General features: G+C 68.3%; 25 protein-coding genes. 16 read left to right on the plus strand and 9 right to left on the minus strand.

From position 1 onward, the window contains the following. The first annotated feature begins 72 nt into the window (after nucleotides 1-72). Together C7H75_RS23430 and C7H75_RS26055 are read left to right on the plus strand one after the other, a co-directional pair. Complete coding sequence (locus C7H75_RS23430) at nucleotides 73-1,284, plus strand: cytochrome P450 (RefSeq protein WP_081183941.1); 1,212 nt, start codon at nucleotides 73-75, stop codon at nucleotides 1,282-1,284. A gap of 16 nt (nucleotides 1,285-1,300) precedes the next feature. Beyond that, nucleotides 1,301-1,444 (plus strand): hypothetical protein, encoded by a 144-nt coding sequence (locus tag C7H75_RS26055; protein WP_175279534.1) that lies wholly within the window; start codon nucleotides 1,301-1,303, stop codon nucleotides 1,442-1,444. A gap of 9 nt (nucleotides 1,445-1,453) precedes the next feature. On the opposite strand, the gene C7H75_RS23435 is transcribed toward C7H75_RS26055, so the two are convergent. Continuing rightward, nucleotides 1,454-2,047, minus strand: coding sequence for a TetR/AcrR family transcriptional regulator (locus C7H75_RS23435; protein ID WP_005516865.1), 594 nt, complete (start codon nucleotides 2,045-2,047; stop codon nucleotides 1,454-1,456). A gap of 208 nt (nucleotides 2,048-2,255) precedes the next feature. On the opposite strand from C7H75_RS23435, the gene C7H75_RS23440 reads away from it, so the two are divergent. From C7H75_RS23440 to C7H75_RS23475, 8 genes are all read left to right on the plus strand, one after another. Beyond that, nucleotides 2,256-3,446 (plus strand): phosphotransferase family protein, encoded by a 1,191-nt coding sequence (locus tag C7H75_RS23440; RefSeq protein ID WP_005516860.1) that lies wholly within the window; start codon nucleotides 2,256-2,258, stop codon nucleotides 3,444-3,446. Continuing rightward, nucleotides 3,446-4,606 carry an Rv3169 family protein gene (locus C7H75_RS23445; RefSeq protein WP_106851907.1) on the plus strand — a complete coding sequence of 387 codons (1,161 nt, stop codon included), beginning with the start codon at nucleotides 3,446-3,448 and terminating at the stop codon, nucleotides 4,604-4,606. Before C7H75_RS23440 ends, C7H75_RS23445 begins: the two co-directional genes overlap by 1 nt. Before the next feature lie 483 nt (nucleotides 4,607-5,089). Further along, a complete protein-coding gene (locus C7H75_RS23450; RefSeq protein ID WP_084846808.1) occupies nucleotides 5,090-5,725 on the plus strand; it encodes a TetR/AcrR family transcriptional regulator in 636 nt (211 codons plus the stop codon). Next, nucleotides 5,722-6,924, plus strand: coding sequence for a DUF418 domain-containing protein (locus tag C7H75_RS23455; RefSeq protein ID WP_084846809.1), 1,203 nt, complete (start codon nucleotides 5,722-5,724; stop codon nucleotides 6,922-6,924). Before C7H75_RS23450 ends, C7H75_RS23455 begins: the two co-directional genes overlap by 4 nt. 82 nt (nucleotides 6,925-7,006) lie before the next feature. Next, the gene (locus tag C7H75_RS23460) at nucleotides 7,007-7,414 is read left to right on the plus strand and encodes a VOC family protein (protein WP_013417573.1); all 408 of its coding nucleotides are present in this window, start codon (nucleotides 7,007-7,009) and stop codon (nucleotides 7,412-7,414) included. A 92-nt stretch (nucleotides 7,415-7,506) separates the two neighbouring features. Further along, nucleotides 7,507-8,241: a polyprenol monophosphomannose synthase gene (locus C7H75_RS23465; protein WP_005516848.1), complete on the plus strand. Its 735-nt coding sequence runs from the start codon at nucleotides 7,507-7,509 to the stop codon at nucleotides 8,239-8,241. 73 nt (nucleotides 8,242-8,314) lie between these two features. Next, entirely contained in the window at nucleotides 8,315-9,520 is a 1,206-nt protein-coding gene (locus C7H75_RS23470; RefSeq protein ID WP_106851908.1) for an enhanced intracellular survival protein Eis, read from the plus strand. A 98-nt stretch (nucleotides 9,521-9,618) separates the two neighbouring features. Further along, the gene (locus tag C7H75_RS23475; protein ID WP_064076363.1) at nucleotides 9,619-10,026 is read left to right on the plus strand and encodes a hypothetical protein; all 408 of its coding nucleotides are present in this window, start codon (nucleotides 9,619-9,621) and stop codon (nucleotides 10,024-10,026) included. Nucleotides 10,027-10,032: 6 nt separating this feature from the next. Here C7H75_RS23475 and C7H75_RS23480 read toward each other — a convergent pair whose 3' ends face one another. Beyond that, nucleotides 10,033-10,890, minus strand: coding sequence for a LysR family transcriptional regulator (locus C7H75_RS23480; RefSeq protein ID WP_005516841.1), 858 nt, complete (start codon nucleotides 10,888-10,890; stop codon nucleotides 10,033-10,035). Between the two features lie 84 nt (nucleotides 10,891-10,974). On the opposite strand from C7H75_RS23480, the gene C7H75_RS23485 reads away from it, so the two are divergent. Further along, nucleotides 10,975-12,114, plus strand: a complete 1,140-nt coding sequence (locus C7H75_RS23485; RefSeq protein ID WP_233281822.1) for a YbfB/YjiJ family MFS transporter — start codon at nucleotides 10,975-10,977, stop codon at nucleotides 12,112-12,114. Here the strand turns inward: C7H75_RS23485 and C7H75_RS23490 are convergent. Continuing rightward, nucleotides 12,085-12,675 (minus strand): TetR/AcrR family transcriptional regulator, encoded by a 591-nt coding sequence (locus tag C7H75_RS23490; RefSeq protein ID WP_106851909.1) that lies wholly within the window; start codon nucleotides 12,673-12,675, stop codon nucleotides 12,085-12,087. The genes C7H75_RS23485 and C7H75_RS23490 overlap by 30 nt on opposite strands. Before the next feature lie 59 nt (nucleotides 12,676-12,734). Between C7H75_RS23490 and C7H75_RS23495 the strand changes: the two genes are divergently transcribed. Next, nucleotides 12,735-13,337, plus strand: coding sequence for an LOG family protein (locus C7H75_RS23495; RefSeq protein ID WP_106851910.1), 603 nt, complete (start codon nucleotides 12,735-12,737; stop codon nucleotides 13,335-13,337). A gap of 50 nt (nucleotides 13,338-13,387) precedes the next feature. Here C7H75_RS23495 and C7H75_RS23500 read toward each other — a convergent pair whose 3' ends face one another. Both C7H75_RS23500 and C7H75_RS23505 read right to left on the minus strand, forming a co-directional pair. Next, nucleotides 13,388-15,010, minus strand: a complete 1,623-nt coding sequence (locus C7H75_RS23500) for a long-chain fatty acid--CoA ligase (RefSeq protein WP_084986134.1) — start codon at nucleotides 15,008-15,010, stop codon at nucleotides 13,388-13,390. Nucleotides 15,011-15,115: 105 nt separating this feature from the next. Further along, nucleotides 15,116-16,309 carry an amidohydrolase family protein gene (locus C7H75_RS23505; RefSeq protein ID WP_013417580.1) on the minus strand — a complete coding sequence of 398 codons (1,194 nt, stop codon included), beginning with the start codon at nucleotides 16,307-16,309 and terminating at the stop codon, nucleotides 15,116-15,118. A gap of 44 nt (nucleotides 16,310-16,353) precedes the next feature. Here C7H75_RS23505 and C7H75_RS23510 point away from each other — a divergent pair, with 44 nt between their 5' ends. Beyond that, nucleotides 16,354-17,727, plus strand: a complete 1,374-nt coding sequence (locus C7H75_RS23510) for a type I glutamate--ammonia ligase (RefSeq protein ID WP_106851911.1) — start codon at nucleotides 16,354-16,356, stop codon at nucleotides 17,725-17,727. A gap of 34 nt (nucleotides 17,728-17,761) precedes the next feature. On the opposite strand, the gene C7H75_RS23515 is transcribed toward C7H75_RS23510, so the two are convergent. Next, nucleotides 17,762-18,358, minus strand: a complete 597-nt coding sequence (locus C7H75_RS23515; protein ID WP_013417582.1) for a CHAP domain-containing protein — start codon at nucleotides 18,356-18,358, stop codon at nucleotides 17,762-17,764. A gap of 69 nt (nucleotides 18,359-18,427) precedes the next feature. After that, nucleotides 18,428-18,844, minus strand: coding sequence for a RidA family protein (locus C7H75_RS23520; RefSeq protein WP_064059454.1), 417 nt, complete (start codon nucleotides 18,842-18,844; stop codon nucleotides 18,428-18,430). A gap of 203 nt (nucleotides 18,845-19,047) precedes the next feature. Here C7H75_RS23520 and C7H75_RS23525 point away from each other — a divergent pair, with 203 nt between their 5' ends. Beyond that, complete coding sequence (locus tag C7H75_RS23525; RefSeq protein ID WP_106851912.1) at nucleotides 19,048-20,541, plus strand: PucR family transcriptional regulator; 1,494 nt, start codon at nucleotides 19,048-19,050, stop codon at nucleotides 20,539-20,541. A 5-nt stretch (nucleotides 20,542-20,546) separates the two neighbouring features. Here C7H75_RS23525 and C7H75_RS23530 read toward each other — a convergent pair whose 3' ends face one another. Beyond that, on the minus strand, nucleotides 20,547-21,155 hold the full coding sequence (locus tag C7H75_RS23530) for an AMIN-like domain-containing (lipo)protein (protein WP_139809541.1): 609 nt from the start codon (nucleotides 21,153-21,155) through the stop codon (nucleotides 20,547-20,549). Between the two features lie 479 nt (nucleotides 21,156-21,634). Between C7H75_RS23530 and C7H75_RS23535 the strand changes: the two genes are divergently transcribed. After that, a complete protein-coding gene (locus C7H75_RS23535; protein ID WP_106851913.1) occupies nucleotides 21,635-22,936 on the plus strand; it encodes an HNH endonuclease signature motif containing protein in 1,302 nt (433 codons plus the stop codon). A 17-nt stretch (nucleotides 22,937-22,953) separates the two neighbouring features. On the opposite strand, the gene C7H75_RS23540 is transcribed toward C7H75_RS23535, so the two are convergent. Next, nucleotides 22,954-24,942: an oxidoreductase gene (locus C7H75_RS23540; RefSeq protein WP_106851914.1), complete on the minus strand. Its 1,989-nt coding sequence runs from the start codon at nucleotides 24,940-24,942 to the stop codon at nucleotides 22,954-22,956. A gap of 341 nt (nucleotides 24,943-25,283) precedes the next feature. On the opposite strand from C7H75_RS23540, the gene C7H75_RS23545 reads away from it, so the two are divergent. Then, entirely contained in the window at nucleotides 25,284-26,657 is a 1,374-nt protein-coding gene (locus C7H75_RS23545; protein WP_041674474.1) for an MFS transporter, read from the plus strand. Nucleotides 26,658-26,668 lie beyond the last annotated feature (11 nt).

Below are 26,668 nucleotides of genomic sequence, written 5' to 3' on the forward strand. Positions count from 1 at the left end.
CGCCACAGTAACCGATATTCGTCCAGTGCGACACGAATATTCGTCTCGCATCTTCTCGGGAGGATCCCGCCGATGACCGCTCCGTCAACGCTCGACACCGTCGACATCGAGGGGGTCGACTTCGCCTTCGAGGACTCCCCCGAGATCCATGCCGTCCTCGAGCGGCTACGCAGCGAGAAGCCCTACGCCGTAGTGCCCTTCGCCGGCGTCAAGGCCGTCCTGCTCCTCACCCACGACCTGGTGTCCGCGGCCTTCAAGGACGAGGACACCTTTCCGGCGTCAGCCATCTACCCGATGACCACCGGGCCGGTACTGGGAAAGACGTTGCAGTGCATGGCCGGTCGGGAGCATCGAGTGAACCGCGCCATCGTGTCCCCGCCCTTCCGGCGCAGCCGGATCAGCGAGTACATCGAGCCGATTCTCGAACCGCTCGCGCACGAACTGATCGATCGCTTCGCCGATCGGGGCACCGCCGATCTGGTGGCCGAGTTCACCACGCGGTACCCGGTGCTCGTCATCAGCCGATTGCTCGGTCTGCCGGTGGAGGACGAGGCCACCGTGCACCGCTGGGCGCACGACCTGTTCTACTTCCCGATGGATCCCCCGGCCGCGATGCGCGCGTCGGAGGAGTTCACCGACCACGTGATGCCGATCCTCGCCGAACGACGGCGCAACCCCGGCGACGACCTGATCTCGATGCTCGTCACCGAGTCCGCGGAGGGCGAGACGCTCGACGACGAGCAGATCCTCGCGTTCCTGCGCCTGCTGTTCCCCGCGGGCGCCGACACCACCATGCTCGCTCTCGGAAACACGCTGTCCGCGTTGCTCACCCATCCCGACCAGATGGACCTGCTGCGCTCGGATCCGGCCGAGCACACGCAGTGGGCGATCTGGGAGGGCCTGCGTTGGGAACCGCCGGTGGGGTTGCTCCCCCGCGCCTGCCCGGAGGCCACCACATGGAACGGCATCGACATCCCGCCGCTCACACCGATGATCTTCTCGATCAACGCCGCGCTGCGCGACCCGGCCGTCCACGAGGATCCGCACCGCTTCGACATCACCCGCCGCGCCACCTCGATGCTCGCGTTCGGGCAGGGCCCACACAGCTGCGCCGGTAGCTGGCTCGCACTGGCCGAACTGAACACCGCGCTGACGATCCTGCTCACCCGACTCCCCGGTCTGCGACTGCAGGACGGCGCCGCGGAGCAGGCTCGGGTCACCAGCCAGGTCGGCGTTGCACTGCGTGGGCCCAATTCGCTACTCGTGGAGTGGGACCGCGCGTAGCGGGCACAATGGCGGCATGAACTCCACTCGCCGCCTCGTCCTCGTTCTCGCGATCGCGGCCGGCGCCTGGGCAGCCTGGCGCCGGCTGCGGTTCGACGCGCCGCTCAGTACGGCCGAGTGGCGCGCCGACGCCGTCGGCCCGGACGATCTCGCCGGCTGAGCCGGCCACTCACCGCGGCAGCACCCCGTTGAGCAGGATGTCGACGAGCGACGAGGCGAGCCGCTGCTGGTCCTCGACGTCGCGTACCGACTGCGCGAAGATCGCCGTGCCGGCGATGACGTCGAGCAGGACGTCCGGATCGACGCCCTCTCGCAGCTCCCCGGCGGCCATCGCTTCCCGCATGCGATTACCGAGCTCCTCGCGGATCACCTCGAGCTGGTCGGTGATCAGTGCCTTGCGCAGTTCGGGATCGCTGCGCCCCTCATTCATCAGCCCCGGCACGGCCTCCCGCGCCGCCGGACCGCCGAACAACGCCACGGCACCGTACGTGAGCCGCCCGAGCTCCTCGGCGATCTCCAGGTCGGACACGTTCTCCGACTCCATCACCGGATACACGGCGTCGTGCACGATGTGTGCCTTCGACGGCCAGCGCCGATAGATCGCCGGGCGGCCGACCCCGGCCCTCGTGGCGATGGCATCGATCGATGTTCCGGCATAGCCGTTCTCGACCAGAAGATCGCGCGTCGCCTGCAGGACGGCCTCGTCGATCGCGGGGTTCCGTTGCGGCCCAAGCCTGTGCTGCGCTTGCCGCTGCCTGGACATCGAATGGAACCCCTTGCGTCGAAGTGTGATGGCCGTTACATTGTGTCACGTCGTAGTCGATACGCAATGTATCGACTAGAGCTTTCCGCGTCCCGTCGACACCACCGGGGCCGCCGATCGAACTGCCGCTGGACCGCTCCACCGCAGCACCCCGCTCTCCCCTGCCTGCGAGGCGCCCGAACGCCTCCCGACCAGACGAAGGGTCGCCATGAGTTTCGAGTACACGACCGACGATCGCGACTACTCGGAGATCGCCAGACCCGGCGAATCCCGCACGGATCCGGCCGAGTTGGGCTCGCGACTCCAGGGCTGGCTCCGGACCAAGCTGCCGGCCGATGCGGAACCCGAGGTCACCGACGTCCAGGTACCGGCCGCGAACGGCATGTCGAACGAGACCATTCTGTTCGACGCACTGTGGAACGAGGAGGGCGAACGCCGTCACCACCACCTCGTGGCCCGCATCGCGCCCGCCCCCTCAGGGGTGCCGATCTTCCCGTCGTACGACCTGGACCAGCAGTTCGAGGTGATCAAGGCGGTCGGGGCGCACTCCCCGGTCCCGGTGCCGCGAGTCTACTGGTCCGAGACGTCGCCGGACGCACTCGGCGGCGAGTTCTTCGTGATGGAACGCCTCGACGGCGAGGTTCCGCCGGACGTGATGCCGTACAACTTCGGCGACTCGTGGTTGTTCGCCGGTTCTCCCGAAGACCGTCGGCGCCTCCAGGACGCATCGGTGCGCGTCCTCGCCGAGCTGCACGCGATACCGACACCCGCACAGCTGTTTCCGAGCCTGGCACCCGCAGCGGGTGTCGACGCCGTCACGGCGGACTCCGCGCTCCGCGCGCACGTCGACGGCCAGCGCCGCTACTACGAGTGGGCCACCGAGACGGGGCCGCGCTCACCGCTGATCGAGCGTGGCCTCGACTGGCTGGACGCGCACTGGCCCACCGTCACCGGACCGGCCGTGCTGTGCTGGGGCGATTCGCGGATCGGGAACATCATCTACCGCGACTTCGAGCCGGTCGCGGTGCTCGACTGGGAGATGGCGACGCTCGGGCCGCGCGAGATGGACCTGGCGTGGATGATCTTCATCCACAGGTTCTTCGAGGACCTGGCCACGATGGCCGGCCTGCCCGGACTGCCCGACTTCCTGCGCCGCGACGACGTCGCGGCCACCTACCGCGACCTCACCGGGCACGAGGCCCGCGACCTCGAGTTCTACACGCTGTACGCCGCGCTGCGGCACGCGATCATCATGTTCCGCGTGCAGAGCCGCGCTGTCGCGTTCGGCCAGGCCGACGCGCCCGCAGACCCGGACGACATGATCCTGCACCGCAAGACGCTCGAGGAGATGCTCGACGGCGTCTACTGGCCCCGCATCGACAGCGAAGGAGTGGCGTGATGCTCTCACCGATGGACGACTACCCGGTCCACCAGATCGCCGAACCGATCCGTCACGTCGGCACGTCCGACCGCAACTTCTACGACCGCTACTACTTCAACTGTCACCCGGGTCTCGACTACGACGGGGAACCACTGTTCCTCATCATCGGCCTCGGCCAGTACCCCAATCTCGGTGTGACGGACGGCTTCGCGGTGCTCCGTCGGGGCAACGACCACATCGTGGCCCGCGCGTCCAAGGCGCTCGGCTCGGATCGCATGGACGTCTCGGTGGGGCCGCTGCGGATCGAGGTGTTCGAGGGCCTGCACCGCCTGCGTGTGGTCCTCGAACCCACTCCCGAGGCGCCCGACCTGTCGTTCGATCTCGTATTCGAGTCGGATGTGCCGGCAGCGTTGGAGGCCAGGCACTTCCACCGGCAGCTCGAGCGCGTCACGTTCGACACGCAACGCTTCGTGCAGACCGGACGTTGGAGCGGCACCCTCACCGTGGACGGCGAGACCCTCCCCGTGACCCCCGACACGTGGCGCGGAAACCGCGACCGGTCGTGGGGCGTACGCCCGGTCGGAGAGGCCGAGCCGCCCGGACGGCGCGCCGATCCGGCGATCGCGGGCGAGCAGAACTTCTTCTGGATCTACGCGATCATGCAGTTCGACGAGTTCTCGATCGTCGCGATCATGCAGGAAGACCGGCAGGGCCGCCGGATAGTGCAGGACGCGACGCGGGTGTGGACCGACCGGTCCCGCGAGCCCGAGTGGCTCGGCCGACCCGAACACGACCTGACGTTCGTCCCCGGCGGGCGCGAGGTCGCGACGGGGACGCTGACGTTCCACCGTCCCGAGGGATACGGCAAACCCGACCGGATCCTCACCGTCGCTTGCGAACCCGTTCTGCCTCACTACCTCGGCGTCGGCACCGGGTACGGCCTCGAGCAGGACTGGCGGCACGGCATGTGGCAGGGCGAACTGGTCGTGCAGGGTGTCCGCGAGAAGGTCGCCGACATCGAGGCGTGGAAGAAGATGTTCTGCCCCGTCGACAATTTCGCGCGGTTCACCCTCGTCGAGGACGGCGAGAGCGTGGTCGGCTCCGGCCTCTTCGAGGTCGCGGTCATCGGTCCCTGCGACCGGTACGGCTTCACCGGCATGGCCGACGTCGCGAACTGATCCCTTCTCCCGGAGGGAACTTCGAGTCGGCGACCAAGATGTGGGCCTGAGCCCCACCGATACCTCGGAGCCCGGCCGGTCCTGCCCCCGATCGGGACCGGCCGGGCTCCGATCCAGTTCAGCTACGGACCGCTGAGCGCCGGCGCGCCGTGACGCCCGCCGCCGTCGCCGTCGCGGCGAGCCCGACAGCAACTGCAACCGCAACGGGCACCGGGTCGGCGCCCGCAGCGCCACGTACACCAGTACCGCGGTGACAGCGGCGGCGGTGGCGGCCCACTGCAGCGTCGTGTGGAGCCAGATGCCGCCATCCCCCTCGAGCGCAATCGTGTCGTTCGGTTCCGACGCGAGGATCGCGAACCCCGCTACGAACGCGCCGACGAAGGCGGCGAAGGCCGGTCCGATCCGGTCGATGATCTTCACCGGCCGAACCTATCCGGGCCGCAGCAAATATTCATTAAGTGACTACTCAATGTATTATTCGGCATGACCGCGAGAACCCCACCCGAGGAGCTGTACTTGCGCACCGTCGACGAGGCCGCACGCGAGACGAAGAGGATCGCGCTGCTCGACGCGGCGGCACAGTGCTTCGCAGAACGCGGATACAACGCCACCCGCACCGCGGACATCTGCTCGGCAGCGGGCATGAGTTCCGGCAATCTGTTCCACTACTTCCCCACCAAGCACGCCGTGCTGCTGGCAGTCGTGGAGCGTGACGGCGCCGAAACCGCAGCTGCCATAGCCGGATTGACCACGGCAGCTGATCCGTTCGCCGCCCTCCTGTCCCTCCTCGACGAGATCTGCAGGCTCGCTGCCGACGCCACCTACTCCGGGCTGGCACTCGAGATCTCGGCGCTCGCACACCGCGACGAGGACGTCGCGATGCGGTTCGAGGCCAACGATCTGAGCTTCCGGCAGGGAATCGAGACACTTCTCCGCCGCGCCGACGACGCGGGCCTGCTCGACACGGACCTGACCGCCGAGCAGGCCGCGACATGGCTGGCCGGCCTGATCGACGGGATGTTCGCGCGGGTCGCCGCCGATCCGCACTTCGAACCGACCGCGCAGGCCCCCGTGCTGCGCCGGATCGTCACCCAGTTACTGCAGGGCGCGTCCCGATGACCGATGCTGCCCAGTCCCGCGTCCGGCCGGGAACCGGATCCCGCCTGCAGAACGTCGACGCGCTGCGCGGATTCGCGCTGCTGGGGATCCTCGTGGTGAACGTCTGGGCCTTCGCCGACCCGTACTACGCGTCGACCGAGACGAATCCCACTTTCGACTCCGGGCTCGACCACGCCATCCGATTCTTGGTCTCGCTGTTGTTCGAAACCAAGTTCTATCTGCTGTTCTCGTTCCTGTTCGGGTACAGCTTCACACTGCAGATGGCCGCCGCCGAGCGCGCGGGAACCGGCTTCGTGCCGCGGATGCTGCGCCGGCAGTCCGGACTGCTCGCGATCGGCCTGCTGCACGGCGCCCTCCTGTACTACGGCGAGATCCTGTCGATGTACGCGGTCCTCGGGCTGATCCTGCTGGCCTGCCGCAACATCGCTCCGGCCACCGCGGTGAAGATCGGGGTCGGCCTCGTCGCGTCCGTCGGCCTGGCATGGATGTTGCTCGGGCTTGCTCAACTCGCCGAGGGCGCTCTCACCGGTTCGGGATCTGAGGACGCGCCCGCCAAGCTGTCGGCGTTCAGCGGAGATGCCGCCGCGACGCTCGCGTTCCATTCCGGCCACCTGGCGGAGACACTCGGCGCCCTCGCGATGCTGCAGGCACCGAGCGCGATGGCGATGTTCTTCTTCGGGTTCGCCGCGGGACGGAACCGTATATTCGCGAACCCGGAGCGGCACGCAGTCACGATGCGGCGGATCCAGCAGATCGGGCTGCCGGTCGGGCTGTCCGGTGCCGCCGTCTACGCCTTCGCGGCCGCCTATGCCCCCGGTGGCGGTATCGAGACGTTCGCCTTCGGCCTCGGCCAGCTCACCGCGCCGGCCCTCACCGCGACCTACGTCGTGGCCGGGCTCATGTTGTTCCGCACCGCACGTGGCCGACGAATCGAATCTGCGCTCGCCCCGATGGGCAGGATCGCACTCACCAACTACCTGCTGCAATCCGTTCTGCTGGGGGTGTTGTTCACCGGCTACGGGCTCGGCCTTGTGGACCGGCTGACGCCGGCCGCCGTCGTCGTGGTGGTCGCGGTGGTGTTCGCCTGCCAGACCGTGGCCAGCAAGTACTGGCTGCGCGGCCACAGGTACGGGCCGGCCGAGTGGGTGCTCCGAGCGGTCACGACGGCCTCCTTCCCGCCGTGGCGACGACGTTCCTGAACCGACCCTTGTCGACGATGCCGGGGCGGTAGCGTCGGTGCTGCGACAACGAGTACGTACCGACGCCCCCCAGGAGCATCCCGTGGCATCTCGTCTCAATCCGTACATCAGCTTTCCCGGCACCGCGCGCGACGCGATGGAGTTCTACCGGGACGTCTTCGGCGGCACCCTGAACATGAGCACCTTCGGCGAGTTCGGGGCACCCGCTCCCGAGGACCAGATCATGCACGCCACGCTCGAGACCGGCAGCGGCTTCACGATCATGGGCGCGGACACCCCGCCCGGCATGGAGCGGACGCACGGCACCGACATGGCGGTGAGTCTGAGCGGCGACGACGCCGACGAACTACGCGGCTACTGGACCGCGCTGTCCGGGTCCGGAACCGTCGACGTGCCCCTCGAGAAGCAGATGTGGGGCGACACCTTCGGTGCCTGCACCGATCGTTTCGGGGTTTCGTGGATGGTGAATATCACGGAACCGGCGTCCTGAGTGCAGTAAAACTCCAGGTGAGTTGCTATCGACTCCATTCATGACCACACTCGCCTTTGGCCTAGACGACAGAGCGTGATCAGGAAGGTCCCATGGACAGCAGCTCGCCCAAGACGACCGTCGTTGTACCTACGTACAACGAACGCGACAATCTTCCCAAGCTCGTCGAGCTGCTGGCGGCGCTGGAGGTACCGAACCTGCACCTGCTCGTCGTCGACGACAACTCGCCCGACGGCACGGGCGACGTCGCGGAGAAGCTGGCGCTCGAGTCTCCCCTCCCCATCGGGGTGCTCCACCGCACCGAGAAGGACGGGCTGGGTCGGGCGTACGTGGCCGGCATGACCCGCGCGCTCGCCGAGGGCGCCGACATCGTCGTCCAGATGGACGCGGACCTGTCGCACCCGGCCGAGGTGATCCCGACGATGATCCGCACCCTCACCACGACGGACGCGGCGGTGGTCCTCGGCTCCCGGTACGTGCCGGGCGGCGCCGTCGCGAGCGACTGGCCGTGGCACCGCAAGGCGCTGTCGGCGTGGGCGAACTTCTACGTCAACGCGATCCTGCGACTCGGCGTGAAGGACGCGACCGCGGGCTTCAAGGCGTGGGATGCGCGCACCCTCGAGGCGATCGACGTGGCGTCGATCCACAGCAACGGCTACTCGTTCCAAGTGGAGATGAACTACCGGACCACCAGCCGCGGCATGCGGATCGCCGAGGTCCCGATCCGGTTCGAGGAGCGGATCGAGGGTGTGTCGAAGATGAGCCTCGGCGTCCAGCTCGAGTCGGCGCTGGTGCCGTGGAAGCTGCGGTTCGGCAAGAAGCGCTGAGCGTCGCCGTCGCATCGCTGCCGGCCGAAAAATCACGGGCGGTCACGACGGATTCCTGCCAACATCGGCAATCATGACGTCTGCAGAAGGTATCCGGGTCCGCGCCGCCACCGAGAGTGACTGGCCGGCGATCGAACTGCTCGACGCCGTCGGGTTCGGCTATCACCCGGCGGAGCCGGACCGGACCCTCGGCAGAGCGCTGAACCGGATCGACGACATCGTCGTGGCGACCGACGACGGCAACCCGGTCGGAGTCGCGCTCCACCTGCCGCTCGAACTCACGGTCCCCGGCGGGCACCGGGCGGCCACCCGTGGCGTCTCCTGGGTGTCGGTGGCGCCGACACATCGGCGGCGCGGCGTCCTCCGTGCAATGTTCACCCACCTGCATCGGGAGATCGCGGCCACCGGCGTGCCGCTGTCCGCCCTGACCGCGAGCGAGAGCGGTATCTACGGCCGGTTCGGGTACGGCCCCGCCACCGTCGTCTCCGACGTGACACTCGATCGCCGGTTCGCCCGGTTCCGTGACGACGCGCCCGACCCGGGTGGCGTCCAGGTGGTGGACGCGACCACCGCCGCGCGCCACCTGCCGGAAATCTACGACCGCTGGCGCCGCATCACACCCGGCGCACAGGCACGACCGGAACCGCACTGGGAGTTCACGTTCACCGATCCGGAGTCGGGCCGCGGCGGCGGTACCGGGCTCTTCTTCCTGCTGCACCCCGACGGGTATGCGATGTTCCGACGCCGCGGCGACGGCGACGCCCGCACCGCTGTCGTCGAGGAGTTGATCGCGGTGACCGACGACGCCCACGCCGCGCTGTGGCGAGCCCTGTGCGGGCTGGACCTGATGGTCCGTGTCGAGGCGAGCACGCACCCCGACGATTCGCTCCGGCACATGCTCACCGACCCTCGGCTGGTGCGCACCACCCGCGTCGTCGACGACCTGTGGCTGCGCATCATGGACGTGCCGGCCGCACTGGAGGCACGCACGTACGCCCTCGATCTCGACACCGTCGTCGAGGTCCGCGACCCGTATCTGGATGCCGGCGGAACGTACGCGTTGACGGTGCGGGACGGGCACGCACAGTGCCGACGCACCGATGCGTCACCCACGATCTCGCTCGATCTCGAGGTCCTGGGCAGCCTGTATCTCGGTGGCCACCACGCCCGCCCCTTCGCGGCAGCCGGGCGCGTGCGGGCGATGTCGGACCGCGAACTGACGCAGTTCGATCTGGCGTTCCGGGCGGAGCGGCCCGCGGTGCTCGGTTGGGGTTTCTGAGTTCGGATTTCACCCTGTGCGGGTGAAATGCGTTGCCGGTCCGGGCAGCTAGCGTGGCGGGGTCGCATGTTCATCGCTGTCGACACGAAGGGATTCGCATGAGCCTCCCGCGCAGTTCCGCCACCCTCGCCGCGTTCGCTGGTGCCGCCTGCCTGGCATTCGCGCCCACCGCTTCCGCTGCCACGACGTACACCGTGACCGTCGTTCCTCCGATCGGCACCGTCTTCAGCAGCACGATCACGACCCTGGCGGTGGTCGTCGGCCCCGTCCCGTCGGGCGCCGACGCCACCACCCCCGTCACCCTCGCCCTCACGGAACCCGACGGCGACACGACCAGCTTCACCGTTCCGCTGACCTTGGGCGGCGCCACCCAGGTCGTTCGGGTCCACGAGGCGGGCCGCTACACGGCAGTTGCCACCTTCGCACCGCCGTCGGGCGAAACGGCAACCACCACAGTGCAGTTCGACGTGACACCGTCACCGTTCGGGTTCGGCAGCGCGTCGTAGACGGTCTCAGCGCCGGAGGCGGCGGGCCTCGGTCAGCGCGCAGTCCCGCAGCACCCGCATCAGCGGAGTCACGCGACTCGCGATGTAAACGAGGCTCACCGCGGTCGGCGCGGCCCCCTCGATATCGACGAAGCGGACGTTGTGGTGGTGGACGCGGCGGCGCGCCGCCACCGGCACCGCCCCGACACCGCGGTCGGCCGCGACCAGCTCCAGCCACTCGTCGAAGTTGGTGCAGGTCACGATCTCCCGGTTCGGGTCTGGCGCGGCCCACGATTCGGCGCGGGTCGTCCCGGTCAGGGTGTTGACCACCAGCGGATGCGTCCCCAGCTCCTCCCACGTCACGGTGTCCCGCTCCGCGAGGGGTGAGCGGGCACTGACCGCGGCGACCCGGGGCTCCGAGAACAGGTGATGCACGGCGAGGGCTGCGCCGGAAACCTCACCGCGCATCACCGCGGCGTCCACGACACCGTCCCGCAGTGCCGTCACCGGGTCGTCGCACCGTTGCAGCAGCACGCGCGCACCCGAGCGCTGTTCGCACGCGGCGATCGTGTCGTGCGCCCACGGATCGGGCAGCAGCCAGCTGAACCCCAGCCGCACCGTCCGGTTGGCCTGCACCGATGCGACGGCAGCATCCAGATCGCCGAGCACGTGCCGCACCCGCTCCGCGAAGGCTCGCCCGTCGTCGGTGGGCTCCATCGAGCGGGACGTCCGCTCCAACAGCCGGGTGCCCAGCGTCGCCTCGAGCTGCTGGATCGTCCGCGTCAGCGCGGGTTGGGTGATGCTCAGTCGCTCGGCAGCGCCGGTGAAGGTCCCGGCGTCGATCACCGCGACCAGCGCCCTCAGATGCCGCAACTCGACATTCATAACTGCTGAGCATAGATCCAAACGAGGCGGCATTTCCGTCCGGCCGCCCTCCCGCATAACGTCGAGGCGACGAAGGGGGACGACGTGAGCGCGCCGGCAGGAACCGACCTGGAGGTCCCGGCCCGCCGCACACGCCTGACGGTGGTGCGCGCGGCGGCCGGACTCGCCGCCGCCATGGGGGTCGGCAGGTTCGTGTACACCCCGCTGCTGCCGCTGATGCAGGAGCAGACCGGGGTCTCGCACTCGGACACGGCACTGGTCGCGACCGCCAACTACCTCGGCTACTTCCTGGGTGCGATCGCCCTCGCGGTGTTCCCGGCCGGCACGCGCTCGGTGACCGTCTTCCGCGCCTCGATCCTCGCCCTCGTCGCGAGCGAACTCGCGATGACCGTCGGGACGGACGTACGCGTGTGGCTGGCCGCGCGCGTGGTCGCGGGCGTGGCCAGCGCCGCGATCTTCGTCTACTGCGCCACGGCCGTGGTGGGACACCCCTCGGCCGGGATCACCTTCACCGGCGTCGGGATCGGCATCGCGACCTCCGGGGCGCTCGTCGCCGTGCTCGGGCCGATGCTGTCGTGGACTGCGCTGTGGGTCGTCGCCGCGGCGTCCACGGTCGGGTATGCCGCGATCGCGTGGAGCCTGCCCCCGGGATACCCACCGCCTTCCCCGACCCACGGCAGACCTCCGCCCCGCACGGCGCCGTCCGCACGGTGGTGGACACTCGGCGCGTCGTACTTCCTGGAGGGACTGGGCTACATCATCCTCGGCACCTTCCTCGTCGCGGCGGTATCGGCGGGCGGCGAAGCGTGGACCGGCCCCGCCGCGTGGGTGGTGGTCGGGCTCGCCGCCGTGCCGTCACCGCTGCTGTGGGCGAAAGCCCTCCGCCGCTGGTCGGCCGAATCCCTGCTGGCCGTGGCACTCCTGCTGCAGTCGGTGTCGGCGCTGCTGCCCGCACTGGTCGACGGACCGATAGCCGCCGTGGTGGCCGCCGTCCTGTTCGGCGGAACATTCATGGGAATCACGTTGCTGGCCATGGATTCGGCTCTGGGACTGGGCATCCCCCGAGCCGCGGCCGCGCTCACCGCGATCTACGGCCTCGGCCAGATCCTCGGACCGCTCGTCGTGGCACCGATGCTCGGCGACGGGTTCCGGGCGGCATTCATCTGCGCTGCAGCCGTTCTCATGACGTCTGCGCTACTCGCGGGCGCCACTCGCCGCCGGTAGGAGCAGGTCGACCACGCGCTCGGCGAGGTCGGCGTCGACCAGGCCACCGCTGACCACCTGGCGGTAGAAGACCGCGCCCGCGAGCGTGTCCATGAACAGGTCGACGTCGAGATCGGCCGGCAGATCTCCCCGCGCCACCCCCCGGTCGATGACCTCCACGCAATTGGTGCGGCGCTCGGCGAGGAATGCGCCCCGGAAGGCGGCGAGCCCCTCGGGCGTCCGGGCCAGGTCACTGATGAGGGCGGGCATCGCGACGCCGAGGGGTGAGCCCGCGTAATTGCGCACGGTCCCGGTCAGCCACTGCACGAGGTCGTCCCGCGTACTGCCGGTGTCAGGAACCGGCCCGGTGTCCATCAGTGTCGCGAGTGCGTCGGCGACGAGTTCCGGCTTGCCCGACCACCAGCGGTACAGCGTGGTCTTGTGCACACCGCTCGCCTCGGCGATGCGCTCGACGGTCAGCTGCGCGTACGGCGTCACGGCCAGCTCGTCGACGACCGCCCGAAGCACGAGGTCACGCTTGCGTGGGCCGCCGCGACGCGGCTCGGCACTGGGAACCGGCATGCGCGCATGCTGCCACGCGATAGGATGCAACGCAACGTTGCGTTGCATTAAGGAGTGGAATGAGGATCACCGTCTTCATGGGGTCGGCCACCGGGCACGATCCCGCCCATCTGCAGACGGCGACGCAGTTCGGCCGCGACCTGGCCGCGGCCGGAATCGGCCTGGTGTACGGCGGCGGCCGCGTCGGACTCATGGGCGCCGTGGCCGACGCGGTGGTCGCAGGCGGCGGCGAGACCGTGGGGGTGATTCCCCGGCATCTCGCGGACAAGGAGATCGCACATCCGGGCCTGTCGACCCTCGAGGTCGTCGAATCGATGCACGTCCGCAAGCAGCGGATGGCCGAACTCGCAGACGCCTTCGTGGTGCTGCCGGGCGGCGCCGGAACGCTCGACGAGTTTTTCGAGATCTGGACCTGGCAGCAGCTCGGGCTGCACGACAAGCCGGTGTTCCTGCTCGACGCGGGCGGTTTCTGGCAGCCCCTCGTCGCGCTCCTCGACCACCTCGTCGACGCCGGGTTCGTGGCCGCGTACCAGCGGGAGGCGCTGCTCGTCGCCACCGACCTCGACGGCGTTCGGACCGCGATGACGACGTGGGCGCCGCCCGCCCCGAAGTGGTCCGGGACCGCCGAGCCCGCGAACGACACCGACCTCGAACGGGCGTGAGCCTCCCGGGGCCTGCCACGCGCCCGAACCGGCGTGACAGGCCCGGCGGCTCACAACCGGGTGATGTCGAGGCTTCCGTCGTGGAAATCGGCGCGTAGGCGCTTCTTGTCGAACTTGCCGACGCTGGTCTTGGGGACCTCTTGGATCTGCGCCCAGTTCTCCGGCAGCTGCCACTTGGCGACCTTGTCGGCCAAAAAGTCCCGCAACTCGTCCAACGTGGCGCCGCTGCCCTCGCGCAGCACCACCGCCACCAGCGGGCGCTCGTCCCACTTCTCGTCGGGGATGCCGATCACCGCGGCCTCGGCCACGGCCGGGTGCCCCATCACCGCGTTCTCGAGGTCGACCGAGGAGATCCACTCCCCACCGGACTTGATGATGTCCTTCGTCCGGTCCGACAGCGTGAGGTACCCGTCGGGCGTGATCGAGCCGACGTCACCGGTGCGCAGCCAGCCGTCCCGGAACTTGTCCGGCGCCTCGACGCCGTAGTACGACGCGGTGATCCACGGCCCGCGGACCTCGAGTTCACCGATGCTGGTGCCGTCGTGCGGAACCCGGTTGCCGTCGTCGTCGATCAGGCGGGCCTCCACGGATGCCGGGAACCGGCCCTGCGTGTAGCGGTACTTCCATCGCTCCTCCCCCGTGGCCTCGGCGGGCGGACGCGCGACCGAACCGACCGGCGACGTCTCGGTCATGCCCCACGCGTGCAGCACCGACACCTGGTGGTCGTTCTCGAACGCGTGCATCAGCGACGGCGGCACCGCGGCCCCGCCGATGAGCACCTCACGCATCGACGAGATGTCCTGCGGATGGTGTTCGAGGTGCAGGTGCAGGCCCTGCCAGATCGTCGGCACCGCGGCCGCGAACGTCGGCCGCTCCGCCGCGATGAGCTCCGCGAGCGGGCCGGGCTGCAGGAACCGGTCCGGCATGATCAACGACGCGCCGATCATGAACGCCGCGTAGGGCAGCCCCCACGACATCGCGTGGAACTGCGGCACCACCGCGAGCGCGCGGTCGCCCTGCGCCAGGTTCGGCCCGTCACTCATGCAGACCTGCATCGAATGCAGGTAGATCGAGCGGTGCGAGTACACGACACCCTTCGGGTCACCGGTGGTCCCCGAGGTGTAACACATTGCCGCTGCAGATCGTTCGTCGAGCTCGGGCCAGTCGTACTCGGTCGACTCGCCGGCGATCAGGTCCTCGTAGGTGTGCACCTGGACGCCCTCCGGCGCCTCCAACCCGGCCGTCGACTCTCCCGTCACGATCACGTGCTCGACGGTCTTGAGCTGCGGCAACTGGGGCGCGAGCAACGGGACGAGCGTGGCGTCGACGATGATCACGCGGTCCTCGGCGTGGTTCGCCACGTGGACCAACTGCTCCGGGAACAGTCGGATGTTGAGCGTGTGGAGCACCGCCCCCATCGACGGCACCGCGAGGTAGGCCTCGAGGTGCTCGGCGTTGTTCCACATGAACGTCGCGACCCGGTCGTCACCGTCGACGCCGAGGCCACGGAGGGCGTGCGCCAGCTGTGCACAGCGCCGCCCGACCTCCGCGTACGTCCGACGCCGCGCGCCGGCCTCGGTCCAGGTCACCACCTCGGCGTCCGAGTGGACGGTGCTTCCGTGCCGCAAAAGCTGCGCGATGGAAAGAGGTAAATCATTCATCGTACTCAGCATTGACGGCTCCTCGCTCGATGCACGCCGTGTGGCGTGTTGGTGTGGGCCGAAACTATGCCATGCGAGAGACCCGGATCACAGCCCCTCGGTTCCTGGCGTTTCGGACTAATCGGTCGGTGGGGTGTTGGATCCGAGCCGGTAGGCGCGGCGCGCGTTGTCAGCGGCGATCATCCGTGCGACGCGCCGGGCATCCGCACGCGACCAGTCCCGCCGGGCCACTTCGGCGTCGAGCACCGCTGCGAGTGCGCGACGGAACCGCACCGCGGCCACGTGGAACAGCTCGGGCAGCCCACACCCGTCCGTGGAGAAGAGCACCGACCCGAACGGAGCGAGCTCGAGCAGTTCGGCGAGGATGCGGGCCGCGCCGCCACCACCGACGTTCTGCACGGCGAGCCCGACGTCGACGAAGACGTGGTCGAACACCTGCGCGAGATAGCCCGCGTTGCGGTGGAAGGGGTAGTTGTGCAGCAACATGATCGGCACGTCCCGGCCCGCAGTAGCCCGCAGCAGCGGCATCAGCAGCAGCGGGTCCGCGCGGTGTAGATCTGTGTCGGCGTCGCCGTAACCGACGTGGAACTGGATCGGCAGACCCAGATCGACGGCGGTCCAGAACAGGAACCGGACGAGGGTTTCGTCGTGCAGCCGAACCGGGCGCCCCGCGGCGACGTCCGCCGCCCAGCGCGCAGCGGCCGTGAAGACCGCGGCGTCGGACGGGCGATCCGCCGCCAGATCCAGGCCCACCCGATAGGCCGCAACGGTTTTGAACGCGACGGCGGTGCGGGACGCGTCGGCCAACCGCGCTCGACACGTCGGCGCGAACGCGTCGGCGTTGTGCCCGGCGATGACGTCCTCGGCCACCGACTCGAGGCGGACCACCTCGTGCGCGACACCGCCGGTGAAATCTGCCAGCTCGTCCGGCGCCGTCAGCCGGTCCGGGAGAAACCCTGTGTCGACGAGGAACTCGGAGATCCCGGCCGCGTCGAGCAGCCGTCGGGTCACCTCGTCGACGCCGAGTTCGGTCCGCCGGTCGAGGTACTCGTCGGATCCGGCGTGCCTGTCGAGGTCCAGCACCGGCGCGCACAGACTGCGGACCGCGGTGCCGGCCTGCGTATCGAACAAGCTCCCGTGCCACCGTCCGGGTGCCGCCGCCTCGGTGAGGAACGACTCGAACCCGGCCCGGTCGAGGGGGCGACGCAGCACGCCGTGGCAGTGATGATCGACGAGCGGGAGGGCGTCGACCATCTCCGCAAACGAGTCACCGTCGGGGGCCGGGGGCGTATCGTCCGGTGAGAACGTCACGCTGCCATTCTGCCGCCGACCGGCCCCGCTGCGAGGGAGTTGCGATGGATCGGCTCGAACGTGAGCGTCGGGCCCTCGCCGCGGCGCGGCTCACCGGCGAACTCGCCCACGCCGGGGTGGTGCTCGTCGCGTTGCCGTGGGTCGACAACAGCGGCGTGGTGCGCACCAAGGCCGTCCCGATCGACCGTTTGGAGCGGGCCGCCGCGTGGGGCGTGGGCGCCTCCCCGGTCTTCGACGCGTTCGCCCCGGACGACACGATCGTCCCCGGCCGCTACGCCGGCGGACCGGTCGGCGACCTGCGGTTGATGCCCGACCTCGACCGGATCACCGTCCTCGCCGCGGTGCCGGGGTGGGCGTGGGCGCCCGTGGACCGGTACACGCAGGACGGCGAGGTGCACCCCCAGGATGCGCGCGGGACACTGCGCCGGGCGGTCGCGCAACTCGACGACGAGGGTCTGACGGCGCAGGCGGCGTTCGAGATCGAGTGGATCGTCGCGGCGGACGCCGACGACTTCGCCCCCGCCACCCGGGGTCCCGCGTACGGATTCACGCGGCTGGTCGAGAAGTCCGACTACCTGACCGACCTGGCGAGCGCACTGCGGAAGCAGGGTGTGCGGGTGGAGCAGATCCATCCGGAGTACGCGTCAGGGCAGTTCGAGTTGTCGGTGGCCGCGGAGGACCCACTCGCTGCGGCCGACACGTCGGTGCTGGTGCGCGAGACGATCCGAGCGGTGACGGCCCGGCACGCAATGCGGGTGTCGTTCTCCCCCAAAGTGGTTGCCGGCGGGGTTGGCAACGGCGGACACGTGCATCTGTCGCTGTGGTGGGACCGACGAAATCTGCACAGCGGCGGCGACGGCCCGTGCGGGCTGACCGCGACGGCCGAGGCCTTCGCCGCCGGCATCCTCGAACACCTACCCGGTCTGCTCGCGGTGGGGGCACCGTCGGCGGCGAGCTACCTTCGCCTGGTGCCCGGGCAGTGGGCTGCGCCGTTCCGGGCGTGTGGCCACGAGAACCGCGAGGCCGCACTGCGATTGGTCACCGGCAGCGGCGGCGAGGAGGACCGCGCCTCGAATCTCGAGGTGAAGGTGCTGGATCTGTCCGCGAACCCGTACCTGTGCATGGCCGGTCTGCTGTTCGCCGGGATGGCCGGAATCCGCGAGGGCGTCGCCCTGCCCGACCTGGTGGACGTCGACCCGGCTTCGCTCACCGACGAGGAACGCAGCCGTCGCGGAATCGACCGCCTGCCGAGTTCTCTCGCCGCGGCCACCGACGCCTTCGAGGCGGACACGATGCTCACCGAGGCGTTCGGGACCGAGCTGTCCGCGACCATCGTCGACGTCCGCCGTGCAGAGACCGCGCGATTCGCGGATGCGAGCGACGAGGAGATCGCCGCGGCGCTGCGATGGGCGTTCTGACAGCTTGCGCCGTCGCTCCGATCCCGGTGAGCCGTCAGGAATCGAGCCGGCCGAACCCGACGACGGCGCCGTCCGACAGCCAGTCGAGATCGTGCACCCGGATCTTGCCGAGTTCGTTGCCGCCGACCGTGGTCGCGGTGTCGCCGTCCACCGCGACCACGAAGTTGGTGTGCTGACCGATGCGGAACTCGTTGTCGTACAGCACCGTATCCCCGGTCTTGGGACGGTAGCCGTTACCGATCGGCTCGAAGCGCCCCTGGGATTCGTAGTACTCCTGCAACGTATACACACCGGGAATGCGCCACGACCCCGAGTTGGGGTTCGAGAACGGTTCGCCGGCCTCGCGCATCACCCAGCTGACGAAGTTGGCGCACCACGGCTCCTTGACGCCCTCCGAGTAGAACGTGCCGGGCCGCTGCTCGCGGTGCTCGTTCTCCAGAAGACCGACGACCTTCGCCTGGGTGGGCGTCAGCGCGGACGTGTCGACGTCGGGAAACGACGCCGTGTCCCACGGCAGGTAACGCGGCGGCGCCCACCACAGCACGGCGCCCGCCACCAACACCAGCACCGCGGCCACGGATGCGATCCACATGGCGAGGCGTCGACGACGGGCGACCGGCTGTGCGCTCATGCCCTCGAATGTAGCCGCAAGCGAGACGGTGATCGGGCGGCCTCACGGATGGGCTCAGCGTTCGGGACGTCAGCCGACGAAGACGCGCTTGCCGTCGACTACCGCGACGGCGTCCATTTCGATGAGCATGCCCTCGACGAGCAATCCCGAGGAGATGGCGATGGAAGCGGGCCACGGAGCCTGCAGAAACTCGGGACGCACCTGCTTGAACAGGTCGTAGTCTTCGATGTTCGGGACGTGAACCGACATCTTCACGATCGACTCGAGACCCACCCCGTGCGAACGCAGGGCGAGTTCGATGTTCCGGAACGTCTGCCGGGCCTGCTCGACGAAACCGCCTGCCACCAGGCTGCCGGCATCATCGAAGCCACCGATGCCCGCCGTGTAGACGAAGTCGCCGACCCTGACGACCTGGCTGTACTCCGCGGTCTTCGCCCACGTGAACGGCGCCTCCCGGACCTCGATCACCTTGGTTTCCTGCGACATCCGACTCTCCTCTCGATACCCGGCAGCGACCTGATCTGTGGACGAAATCGCCACTACCGCAAGGGAAAGGGGCGAGGCGCTACCTTCGTCGAGGCTGTCACACACCGATCTGCAACAGCGACGTACTGTCGTACGGACTTCCTTGCAATCGACATACCCTCGTATAGTGCAGTCCTCATTCCCGAACGTCGGCAGGAAACACAATGTCCGAGTTGACCGTGGGCGACCTCGTCGCCATGCGCCAGTTGGGTTGTCGGACGATCGCCGGATCGGGCGGCCTGGACCGACCGGTCGTGTGGGCGCATTCCTGCGAGCTCGACGACCCGTGGAACTGGGTGGCCACCGACGAACTGCTGATGACCACCGGCATGTGCATTCCCTCCGACGAAGCACTCCAGATCGAGATGATCCGCCGGCTCCACAAAGCGGGCATCGCCGGCATGGCGATCGGCGACGACCTGAAAGCCCCACCGCTGACGGACGGGATGCTCGACGAGGCGAACGCGCTGGACCTGCCGATCCTGAGCGTCTCGCATTCCACGCCGTTCTCGGCCATCGGGCGGACGGTCGGCGTCGCCACCCAGAGCGAACAGATCAGCCGTATCGCGCGGCTGAGTCGGCTGTACGAGGTGGCGAGGTCCGCCACGCTCGCTGACTCTTCGCTGCTGGACCGGCTGTCCACGGAACTGGGGCACCCCCTGCACGTTGTCGACGTCGAATTCGGCACCGAAGTTCTCGGCCGCCGGGGACGCATGCCCGCCGAGACCGTCCGAGCGCTCCGCCGACGGGTCGGCGGCAAGCTCGACCGGCTGCCCGCTCGCCAGGCCGTGACGGTAGGCGACGAACTGGTCGCGACAGCCTTCGCGCTCTCGACCCACCGCAAGTGCATGCTCGTCGTGGACGGCCCATCCGATATCGACATGGACGCGTTCGGCCTGCTGCACGCCCAGAGCCTCATCGGAATCGAGGTCGAACGCGCGACCCGCGACCGCGAACGCGACGACGCATCCGGCGCACTGCTGTTCGAGCAGATCGTCGACGGATCGCTCGGCTCCGACGCCGCGCAACCCCGGCTCGAACAGAGCGGCCTCGCCGACCGCGAGTGGGTTGTGATCGCGTTCGATTCACCGCATCTGCGCGCGGCGCGAATCTATCTGGGAGACAGCGCCTTGCCGAATCTGACATGCATCGTGGGAGAGGAGGGCTACCTCATGACCACGGCCGACGACATGAGCGGCGCGCTGGACCTACTGTCCGGCCGAATCCCGCATCTCGGTGTCTCGGCCCCCACCTCCACGATTCAGCGCCTCCCGGACAGCGTCCGACAGGCCCGCTGGGCGTTGCAGGCCGCACGCGCCGACGGCAGTGCCGTCGCCGAATACTCCACGGCGTCACCACTGTTCCTTCCCCGCACCCTCAGCGAGGCGACCTTCGCCGCGCGTGCCGTCCTGGGCGATCTGATGGACCACGACACCGCCAACCAGTCCCAGCTGGTCGAAACCCTGGACACCTTCCTGACCCTCGACCGAAGTTGGACGGCCACCGCCGAGAAACTGATGATCCATCGGCAGACACTCGCCTACCGGCTCAAGCGAATCGAAACGATCACCGGCCGCAGCACCAAGAGCTCCGCCGACATCTCGACCTTCTGGATGGCGCTCATCGCACTGCGGATCAGTCGCGGTGGGAACCAATAGTCGGGCTAGCGGAACTCGATGACCAACCGCGGCGGGGCGTCGAGCACGGTCACATCGAACAGCGCTGGATCGTCCCGGAAACCGATGAAGGACTGAGTGATTCCCCCGGTCTCCCGAATGTCGGGGAGCAAGTAGAGCTGGGCCACGCGGGAACCTTCCGGACCCGCCAGTGGTGCTGCAGCGGCAGAGAGATGACGGGCCGGTGGCGCGGTGTCCATCATGTCCACCTGCACCAGCGATCGCCCAGGAATCGTCAGCGGCGAACCACCACGGTGCGGCACAGCCTCGGCAACGTAGCCGACCTTCCAGAACGGCACTCCGGACCCGGTGAAGGAGTACACAACTCGATCCGCACCCGCCTCCACATCAGATTCGATTCGTACATCTCTCACCGACGCAGTAGAGGCAGGACCGATCGTCGAGAGGACACCGCCGTCCGGCACGAGTTCGAGCGTGGACCGCGGCGGGGCGACGGATCCGACGTCGATTCGTCCGGTTCGGTCGGCCGGCGTGGAGACGAAAGAGGGGTTCGACGGGAGCGTCGCCCGGTCGGCACCACAGCCGGTCGCCAGCGCCAGCGTCCCGAGCACACCGATCAGCCTCATCATTCTCATACGCCCCCTCCGCGGAACCCACTCCCCCGTCGCGCACTCTACGTACGTCGCCGAACAACTAGCGGCGGACCGGAACACCCGCGGCGCGAGGGGCGTCGGGGACGGCCTTTCGGCGCCCGGAAACTGCTGCCATGCAGACCTCACAATCGGTTGATAACGTTCATCACGTACCAACCGTTTCTGTTCGACCGACAGAGAAGGAGTTCCAAATGTTCTCCAGCGTGGGCGACTTTTTCACCTTGATCCTGAACCTGGGATTCTCGGCCGGCTCTTCCGGTTTCCAGGTCAGCGGTTCCGGCGGCGGGGTACCGACTCCGGCGTAATCGCTACGGCTCCATCTCTGTGCCCCGGACGAACTTGTCCGGGGCACAGTGCTGCTCCCGGGTCCACGAACTGGCGGTAACTGCCTTACTCGCAGCCGCTCCCGACCGGCCTCAGCATCCATTGACTCGAACGTAAGTTCGAACTAAGCTCGTGTCATGAATCCGGGGGGACTCAACAATTCGGGCATCGCAGCCGCTTCGCTGCGGCCTGGCGACGTGGGATCGCTCGCCGAAGCGGTTCTTGTGCAGGGCATGGCCGACGTTTGCCGTGAGATCGAACGGCTCCAAGCGTTGCGGGTAGCGATGGCCGCCGAAGTCGATGCGCGTGCGGTCTCGTTCGACACCCTCGGATTCCGCAGCGTCAAGCAGTGGCTGGCCGCGAACACATTGCTGGAGGTACCGGCCGCAGCACGGATCCTCGCGTTGGGCCGGATGCTGAGCCGGCAGCCCGAGATCGCCGACGCCTTCAACTCCGGCGATATTTCCGCCGAGCACGCGGCGTTGATCGGGAAGTTCTGCGAAACCCCGCCACGCGGCATGCCGAACGAAGCGCTTGGTTCGTGCCGGAAAGTGTTGCTGGACGCCGCGTCCGGTCCCGCCGCAACCACCACGACCGTCCGCACCTGCATCTCCCGGCTCGAGCGGATCTTCGAATCCGACGAACTCCCACCCAGCGAAGACACCGAACGCAACGAATTCCACGCCTCCAAAACCCTCAACGGCCGCGTCTCCGTCAAAGGTGACCTCGACGCCGTCACCGGCGAAATGCTCCTGACCGCACTGTCCGCGCTGACCAAACCCAGGAATCCGATCGACGACCCGGCCGAGAAACTCACCCCGGCACGGCAGCGAGCCGATGCCTTCGCCGAGATTCTGCGCCGCCACCTCGACTCCGGCGACGCCCCGATCGAGGGCGGGGAGCGGCCACACCTGTCACTCCATGTGAACGCCGCCGATCTCGCCCGCAGCGAGTCGGCTCACGAGTGGACGCATCCGAACGAAGGGTCGGACCTGTTCGGCGACAAAGACATCGCACGCATGCCCCACACCGGGCCACTGTCGATCGCGACCGCGCGGCGGATCGCGTGCGACTGTCACCTCACTCCCATCGTCATGGACGATGGCGTGCCCCTGAATCTGGGCCGCAGCAGCAGGACCGTGTCGAAGAAACAGCGTCGGGCGTTGATCGCCCGCGACCACGGCTGCGCCTTCCCCGGTTGCGGCACACCACCCGCCCACTGCGAAGGCCACCACATCGAACATTGGGCCGACGGCGGCCCCACCGACCTCGACAATCTCGTGATGCTCTGCCGCTTCCACCACCATCTACTGCATAATTCCCACTGGGACGTGAGAATCGGCGACGACCGGCACCCGTGGTTCACCCCACCGAGCACCGTCGACCCCTACAGGAAACCCGTCCCCGCCCACAACCGGGCGGGACCACACGCCGCATGACACGGTGGGCTCGAGCATCAGATTCTGCTGGCGACCCGCAATCCTTCGAGAGTCGCCTCCTCGACGGTGCGCGGCGCCTGGCAGTCTCCGATCGCGTACACCTCGGTCCCGGTTCCACTCAACTGCGCTGTCAGCTCGTGAAACAGCCCGTCCTCCTGCTTGTGGCCGAGGCACAGCACCAGCGCTGCAACGTCTTCCGCGATCACGGGCTGCGAAGTGAGGGTGTTCTGGAGGTACACGGTGTCGTCGTCGGCGCCGTAGAGTCGCGCGTTGGTGACGATCTCCACGCCCGCCTCGTACACCGCAGCCAGCATGGCGTTGCGGGTGTACTGCTGGATGGTTTCGCCGGGTGCGTAGCCGTCCACGGCGAGCGTCACCTTGCGGCCTCCGCTGCGGGCGATCATCTCCGCGACCCCCAGACCGATCCAGTCGCAGCGCCAGTCGGCCACCACGATTCGTCCCTTCGGAAGCTCGGCGGCGTTCGACTTGATGACGTCCCATGACTCGAACACCGGCAGGGCGTCGTCGAGCTCGAGTGGCGGACGGTACGGGGTGGCGCCCGTAGCGACGATCACGACATCCGGGTTCACCTCGCGGACCAGCGCGGCGTCGACATGCACTCGGGTGTGCACCTCCACCCCGTAGCGTTCGATCTCCGACTGCAGGTTCGTGACCGCGCCGCCGAACTCCGCTCGGTGCGGCAACCTCTCGGCCAACAACACCTGACCGCCGACGCGGCCGGCCGCCTCGTAGATCGTGACGTGGTGCCCACGCTGCGCGGCAATCGCGGCCGCTTTCATGCCCGCCGGCCCGCCGCCCACGACCATCACGCTCTTCGCCGCGGCAGCGGGAACAGTACGGCCGAACTGAATTTCACGGCCCGTCTCGGGACGCTGGATGCACGAGATCGGGTACCCCATGTGGAAGTGGCCGATGCATGCCTGGTTGCACGCGATACACGCCCGGATCTCCTCGGTGCGTTGCGACTGCGCCTTGTCCGGCATCTCGGGATCACAGATGAGCGCCCGCGTCATCGCGCAGGCGTCGGCCTGTCCGGACGCCAGCACGATCTCCGCCTCGTGCGGCTGGTTGATGCGTCCGGCGACCAGAACCGGCACCGACACCTGCTTTTTGATCTTCGCGGCGGACGGTGCGGTGTACATCGCCTCGTAGTGCATGGGTGGCACGATGTGCGTGGACCCGCCCGTGCTCGCGGACGTGCCCTCGGTGACGTTCAGGTAGTCGACGTAGCCGTCCGCGTCGAGCGCCTTGCACAGCGCGATGGTGTCGCTCTCACCGGTGGCGTCGTAGGTGTTCTCGTCGGCCGAAAGGCGTACGCCCACCACGAAGTCGGGTCCGACTGCCTGGCGCACGGCCCGGGCCGTCTCGCGCAGCATGCGCATCCGATTCTCGAGGCTCCCGCCGTAGCGGTCCTCGCGCACATTGAGATTCGGATTGAGGAACTGCGCGGGGAGGTAGCCGTGACTCGCGACGATCTCCACACCGTCGAGGCCCGCGGTCTGCAGCCGTACCGCGCCCTCGGCGTAGCCGGCGATGATCTCCTGCAGAAGTTCGATGCCAACGGCCTGCGGCATGACGTGGAAGCGCTCGTTCGGCACCGCGGAAGGTGCGAGCGCGACGGGTAGCGCACCGTCGCCGGATTCCATGATTTCGCGTCCCGGATGGAAAATCTGCGAGATCAATTTGCAGTCGTGCTCGTGCACTGCCTCGGCCACTCTCCGGTAGCCGGGAATGCAGCTGTCGTCGGTGATCATCAGGACGTGCGAGGTGTAGCGCGCGGTCTCGTGAATGCCGGCGACCTGCATGATGATCATTCCGGCGCCGCCCTCCGCCCGCGCGCGGTGGTATGCGACGAGCTGGTCGGTGACCTCGCCGTCGTGCACCATGACGGTGTCGTGACCCGACGAGAAGATCCGGTTCTTCAGCGTCGTCCCACCGAGTCGGAGGGGGCTGAACAACGTCGGAAACTCGATCGCGGTCGACATGGGAGACCTCTCTGGAACGTGCTGATGCTTCGATCTGGCGCCTCGACTGTTCCACACCGACCCACCGCGATCACTCGTACTGAAGTCTGCAATTGACCCCCGCGCTCGTACTCGCGTACACCCGGTCCGGCGGTATTTCGCACCACGAGCAACAAGGCTCGAATCAGGCCCCAGCACGCTGTCTTCGAGTCCAGGGGGTTGTACTGCTGGATAGAATCACCCACGAGTTACGTCCTGTCGTACAGTTCACACCGGCCGAGGGTTCTCCTAGTGTTTCGAGCAATCAGTTCCGCTCCGGTCCATCTCCTGGCCGCGGCTGCGACACTTCGAGGACACTCACGATGAAATCTTTTGACGTCATGGACGAGGCGCCGACGTCGCGCTTCCACCGAAAGTTGTTGATCGCCTGCTGCGGCGGCCCGTTCCTGGACGGGTTCGTGCTCAGCATCATCGGCGTGGCGCTGGTCGGCATCAAGGCCGACCTGATGCCGTCGAGTGCCGAGGTCGGACTCATCGGTGCCGCGTCGTTGATCGGCATCTTCTTCGGCGCGACGCTCTTCGGCGCACTCACCGACCGCATCGGCCGCGAGAAGATGTACGCCCTCGACCTCACGGTCCTGGTGATCGGTTGCGCCCTCAGCGCGTTCGTCCAGGAGGCGTGGCAACTGATCGTGCTCCGGTTCGTGATCGGACTCGCGATCGGTGCGGACTATCCCATCGCGACGTCGCTGCTCACCGAATTCACCCCGACGAAGAAGCGGGGCTTCATGATCGGCGTGACCGGTCTGTCGTGGTCGCTCGGCGCCGGCTTCGCCTACATCGTCGGCGCGGTGTTCGTCGGCGTCAGTGGCGGTCACGATCACTGGCGCTGGATGCTGGCGACGTCCGCGATCCTGGGCGTCGTCGTCGTGCTCGCCCGCCGCGGCATCCCGGAGTCGCCCCGGTGGCTCCTCGGCAAGGGTCGCGTCGCCGAGGCCGAGCAGGTGATCCTCGACGTCTACGGCAAGAAGCTCGACCTCACCGACGAAGCACCTGCCGACTCCGGGATGACGATGCTTCAGTCGTTCAAGGCGATCGTGCGCGGGGGCTATCTCAAGCGCACCCTCATGTGCGGTGCCCTGTACTTCGCACAGATCACGCCGCAGTACGCGATGCTGACCTTCCTCCCGGTCATCCTGGCGGGCTTCGCGGTGTCGAGCGACGGCTCGGCCGGTTTGATCGTCGAGACCGTCATCATCCTGCTGTTCGCGATCGGTTCCATCCCGGCATTGCGCTGGGTCGAGACGATCGGCCGCCGCAAGATGTCGATCATCCCGTTCGCGGTCATGGCGTTCCCGCTGATCTTCCTGTGGCTCGTCCCGGACGCACCCGTGTGGCTGGTGGTCGTGGCCTTCTGCGCGTATGCCTTCGCGTCCGGTGGCCCCAGCATTCTCGAGTGGATCTACCCGAACGAGCTGTTCCCCACCGAGATCCGCGCCACTGCCGTGGGTGTGTCCGTGGGGATCAGCCGGATCGGCGCCGCGACCGGCACCTACCTGCTGCCCATCAGCATCGACAACTTCGGTATCGGCACCACCATGGGCTTCGGCGCGCTCATCACGCTGGCCGGATTCGCCGCCTGCTACGCGTGGGCTCCGGAGACCGCCGGACGCCCGCTCGAGGAGACCGCGTCCGTTGCTCCGGCCCGCGTCCGCCCTGCCGCGGCCGTGGACTGAGAACCCGTATC

This window comes from Rhodococcus (subgen. Prescottella) equi, from assembly GCF_003013675.1.
GTDB classification, from domain to species: domain Bacteria; phylum Actinomycetota; class Actinomycetes; order Mycobacteriales; family Mycobacteriaceae; genus Prescottella; species Prescottella equi.

Coding starts and splice junctions, on each gene's coding strand:
- C7H75_RS23430 (WP_081183941.1), top strand. CDS start 73: ATGACCGCTCCGTCAACGCTCGACACCGTCGACATCGAGGGGGTCGAC.
- C7H75_RS26055 (WP_175279534.1), top strand. CDS start 1,301: ATGAACTCCACTCGCCGCCTCGTCCTCGTTCTCGCGATCGCGGCCGGC.
- C7H75_RS23435 (WP_005516865.1), bottom strand. CDS start 2,047: ATGTCCAGGCAGCGGCAAGCGCAGCACAGGCTTGGGCCGCAACGGAAC.
- C7H75_RS23440 (WP_005516860.1), top strand. CDS start 2,256: ATGAGTTTCGAGTACACGACCGACGATCGCGACTACTCGGAGATCGCC.
- C7H75_RS23445 (WP_106851907.1), top strand. CDS start 3,446: ATGCTCTCACCGATGGACGACTACCCGGTCCACCAGATCGCCGAACCG.
- C7H75_RS23450 (WP_084846808.1), top strand. CDS start 5,090: ATGACCGCGAGAACCCCACCCGAGGAGCTGTACTTGCGCACCGTCGAC.
- C7H75_RS23455 (WP_084846809.1), top strand. CDS start 5,722: ATGACCGATGCTGCCCAGTCCCGCGTCCGGCCGGGAACCGGATCCCGC.
- C7H75_RS23465 (WP_005516848.1), top strand. CDS start 7,507: ATGGACAGCAGCTCGCCCAAGACGACCGTCGTTGTACCTACGTACAAC.
- C7H75_RS23470 (WP_106851908.1), top strand. CDS start 8,315: ATGACGTCTGCAGAAGGTATCCGGGTCCGCGCCGCCACCGAGAGTGAC.
- C7H75_RS23475 (WP_064076363.1), top strand. CDS start 9,619: ATGAGCCTCCCGCGCAGTTCCGCCACCCTCGCCGCGTTCGCTGGTGCC.
- C7H75_RS23480 (WP_005516841.1), bottom strand. CDS start 10,890: ATGAATGTCGAGTTGCGGCATCTGAGGGCGCTGGTCGCGGTGATCGAC.
- C7H75_RS23490 (WP_106851909.1), bottom strand. CDS start 12,675: ATGCCGGTTCCCAGTGCCGAGCCGCGTCGCGGCGGCCCACGCAAGCGT.
- C7H75_RS23495 (WP_106851910.1), top strand. CDS start 12,735: ATGAGGATCACCGTCTTCATGGGGTCGGCCACCGGGCACGATCCCGCC.
- C7H75_RS23500 (WP_084986134.1), bottom strand. CDS start 15,010: ATGCTGAGTACGATGAATGATTTACCTCTTTCCATCGCGCAGCTTTTG.
- C7H75_RS23510 (WP_106851911.1), top strand. CDS start 16,354: ATGGATCGGCTCGAACGTGAGCGTCGGGCCCTCGCCGCGGCGCGGCTC.
- C7H75_RS23515 (WP_013417582.1), bottom strand. CDS start 18,358: ATGAGCGCACAGCCGGTCGCCCGTCGTCGACGCCTCGCCATGTGGATC.
- C7H75_RS23520 (WP_064059454.1), bottom strand. CDS start 18,844: ATGTCGCAGGAAACCAAGGTGATCGAGGTCCGGGAGGCGCCGTTCACG.
- C7H75_RS23525 (WP_106851912.1), top strand. CDS start 19,048: ATGTCCGAGTTGACCGTGGGCGACCTCGTCGCCATGCGCCAGTTGGGT.
- C7H75_RS23530 (WP_139809541.1), bottom strand. CDS start 21,155: ATGAGAATGATGAGGCTGATCGGTGTGCTCGGGACGCTGGCGCTGGCG.
- C7H75_RS23535 (WP_106851913.1), top strand. CDS start 21,635: ATGAATCCGGGGGGACTCAACAATTCGGGCATCGCAGCCGCTTCGCTG.
- C7H75_RS23540 (WP_106851914.1), bottom strand. CDS start 24,942: ATGTCGACCGCGATCGAGTTTCCGACGTTGTTCAGCCCCCTCCGACTC.
- C7H75_RS23545 (WP_041674474.1), top strand. CDS start 25,284: ATGAAATCTTTTGACGTCATGGACGAGGCGCCGACGTCGCGCTTCCAC.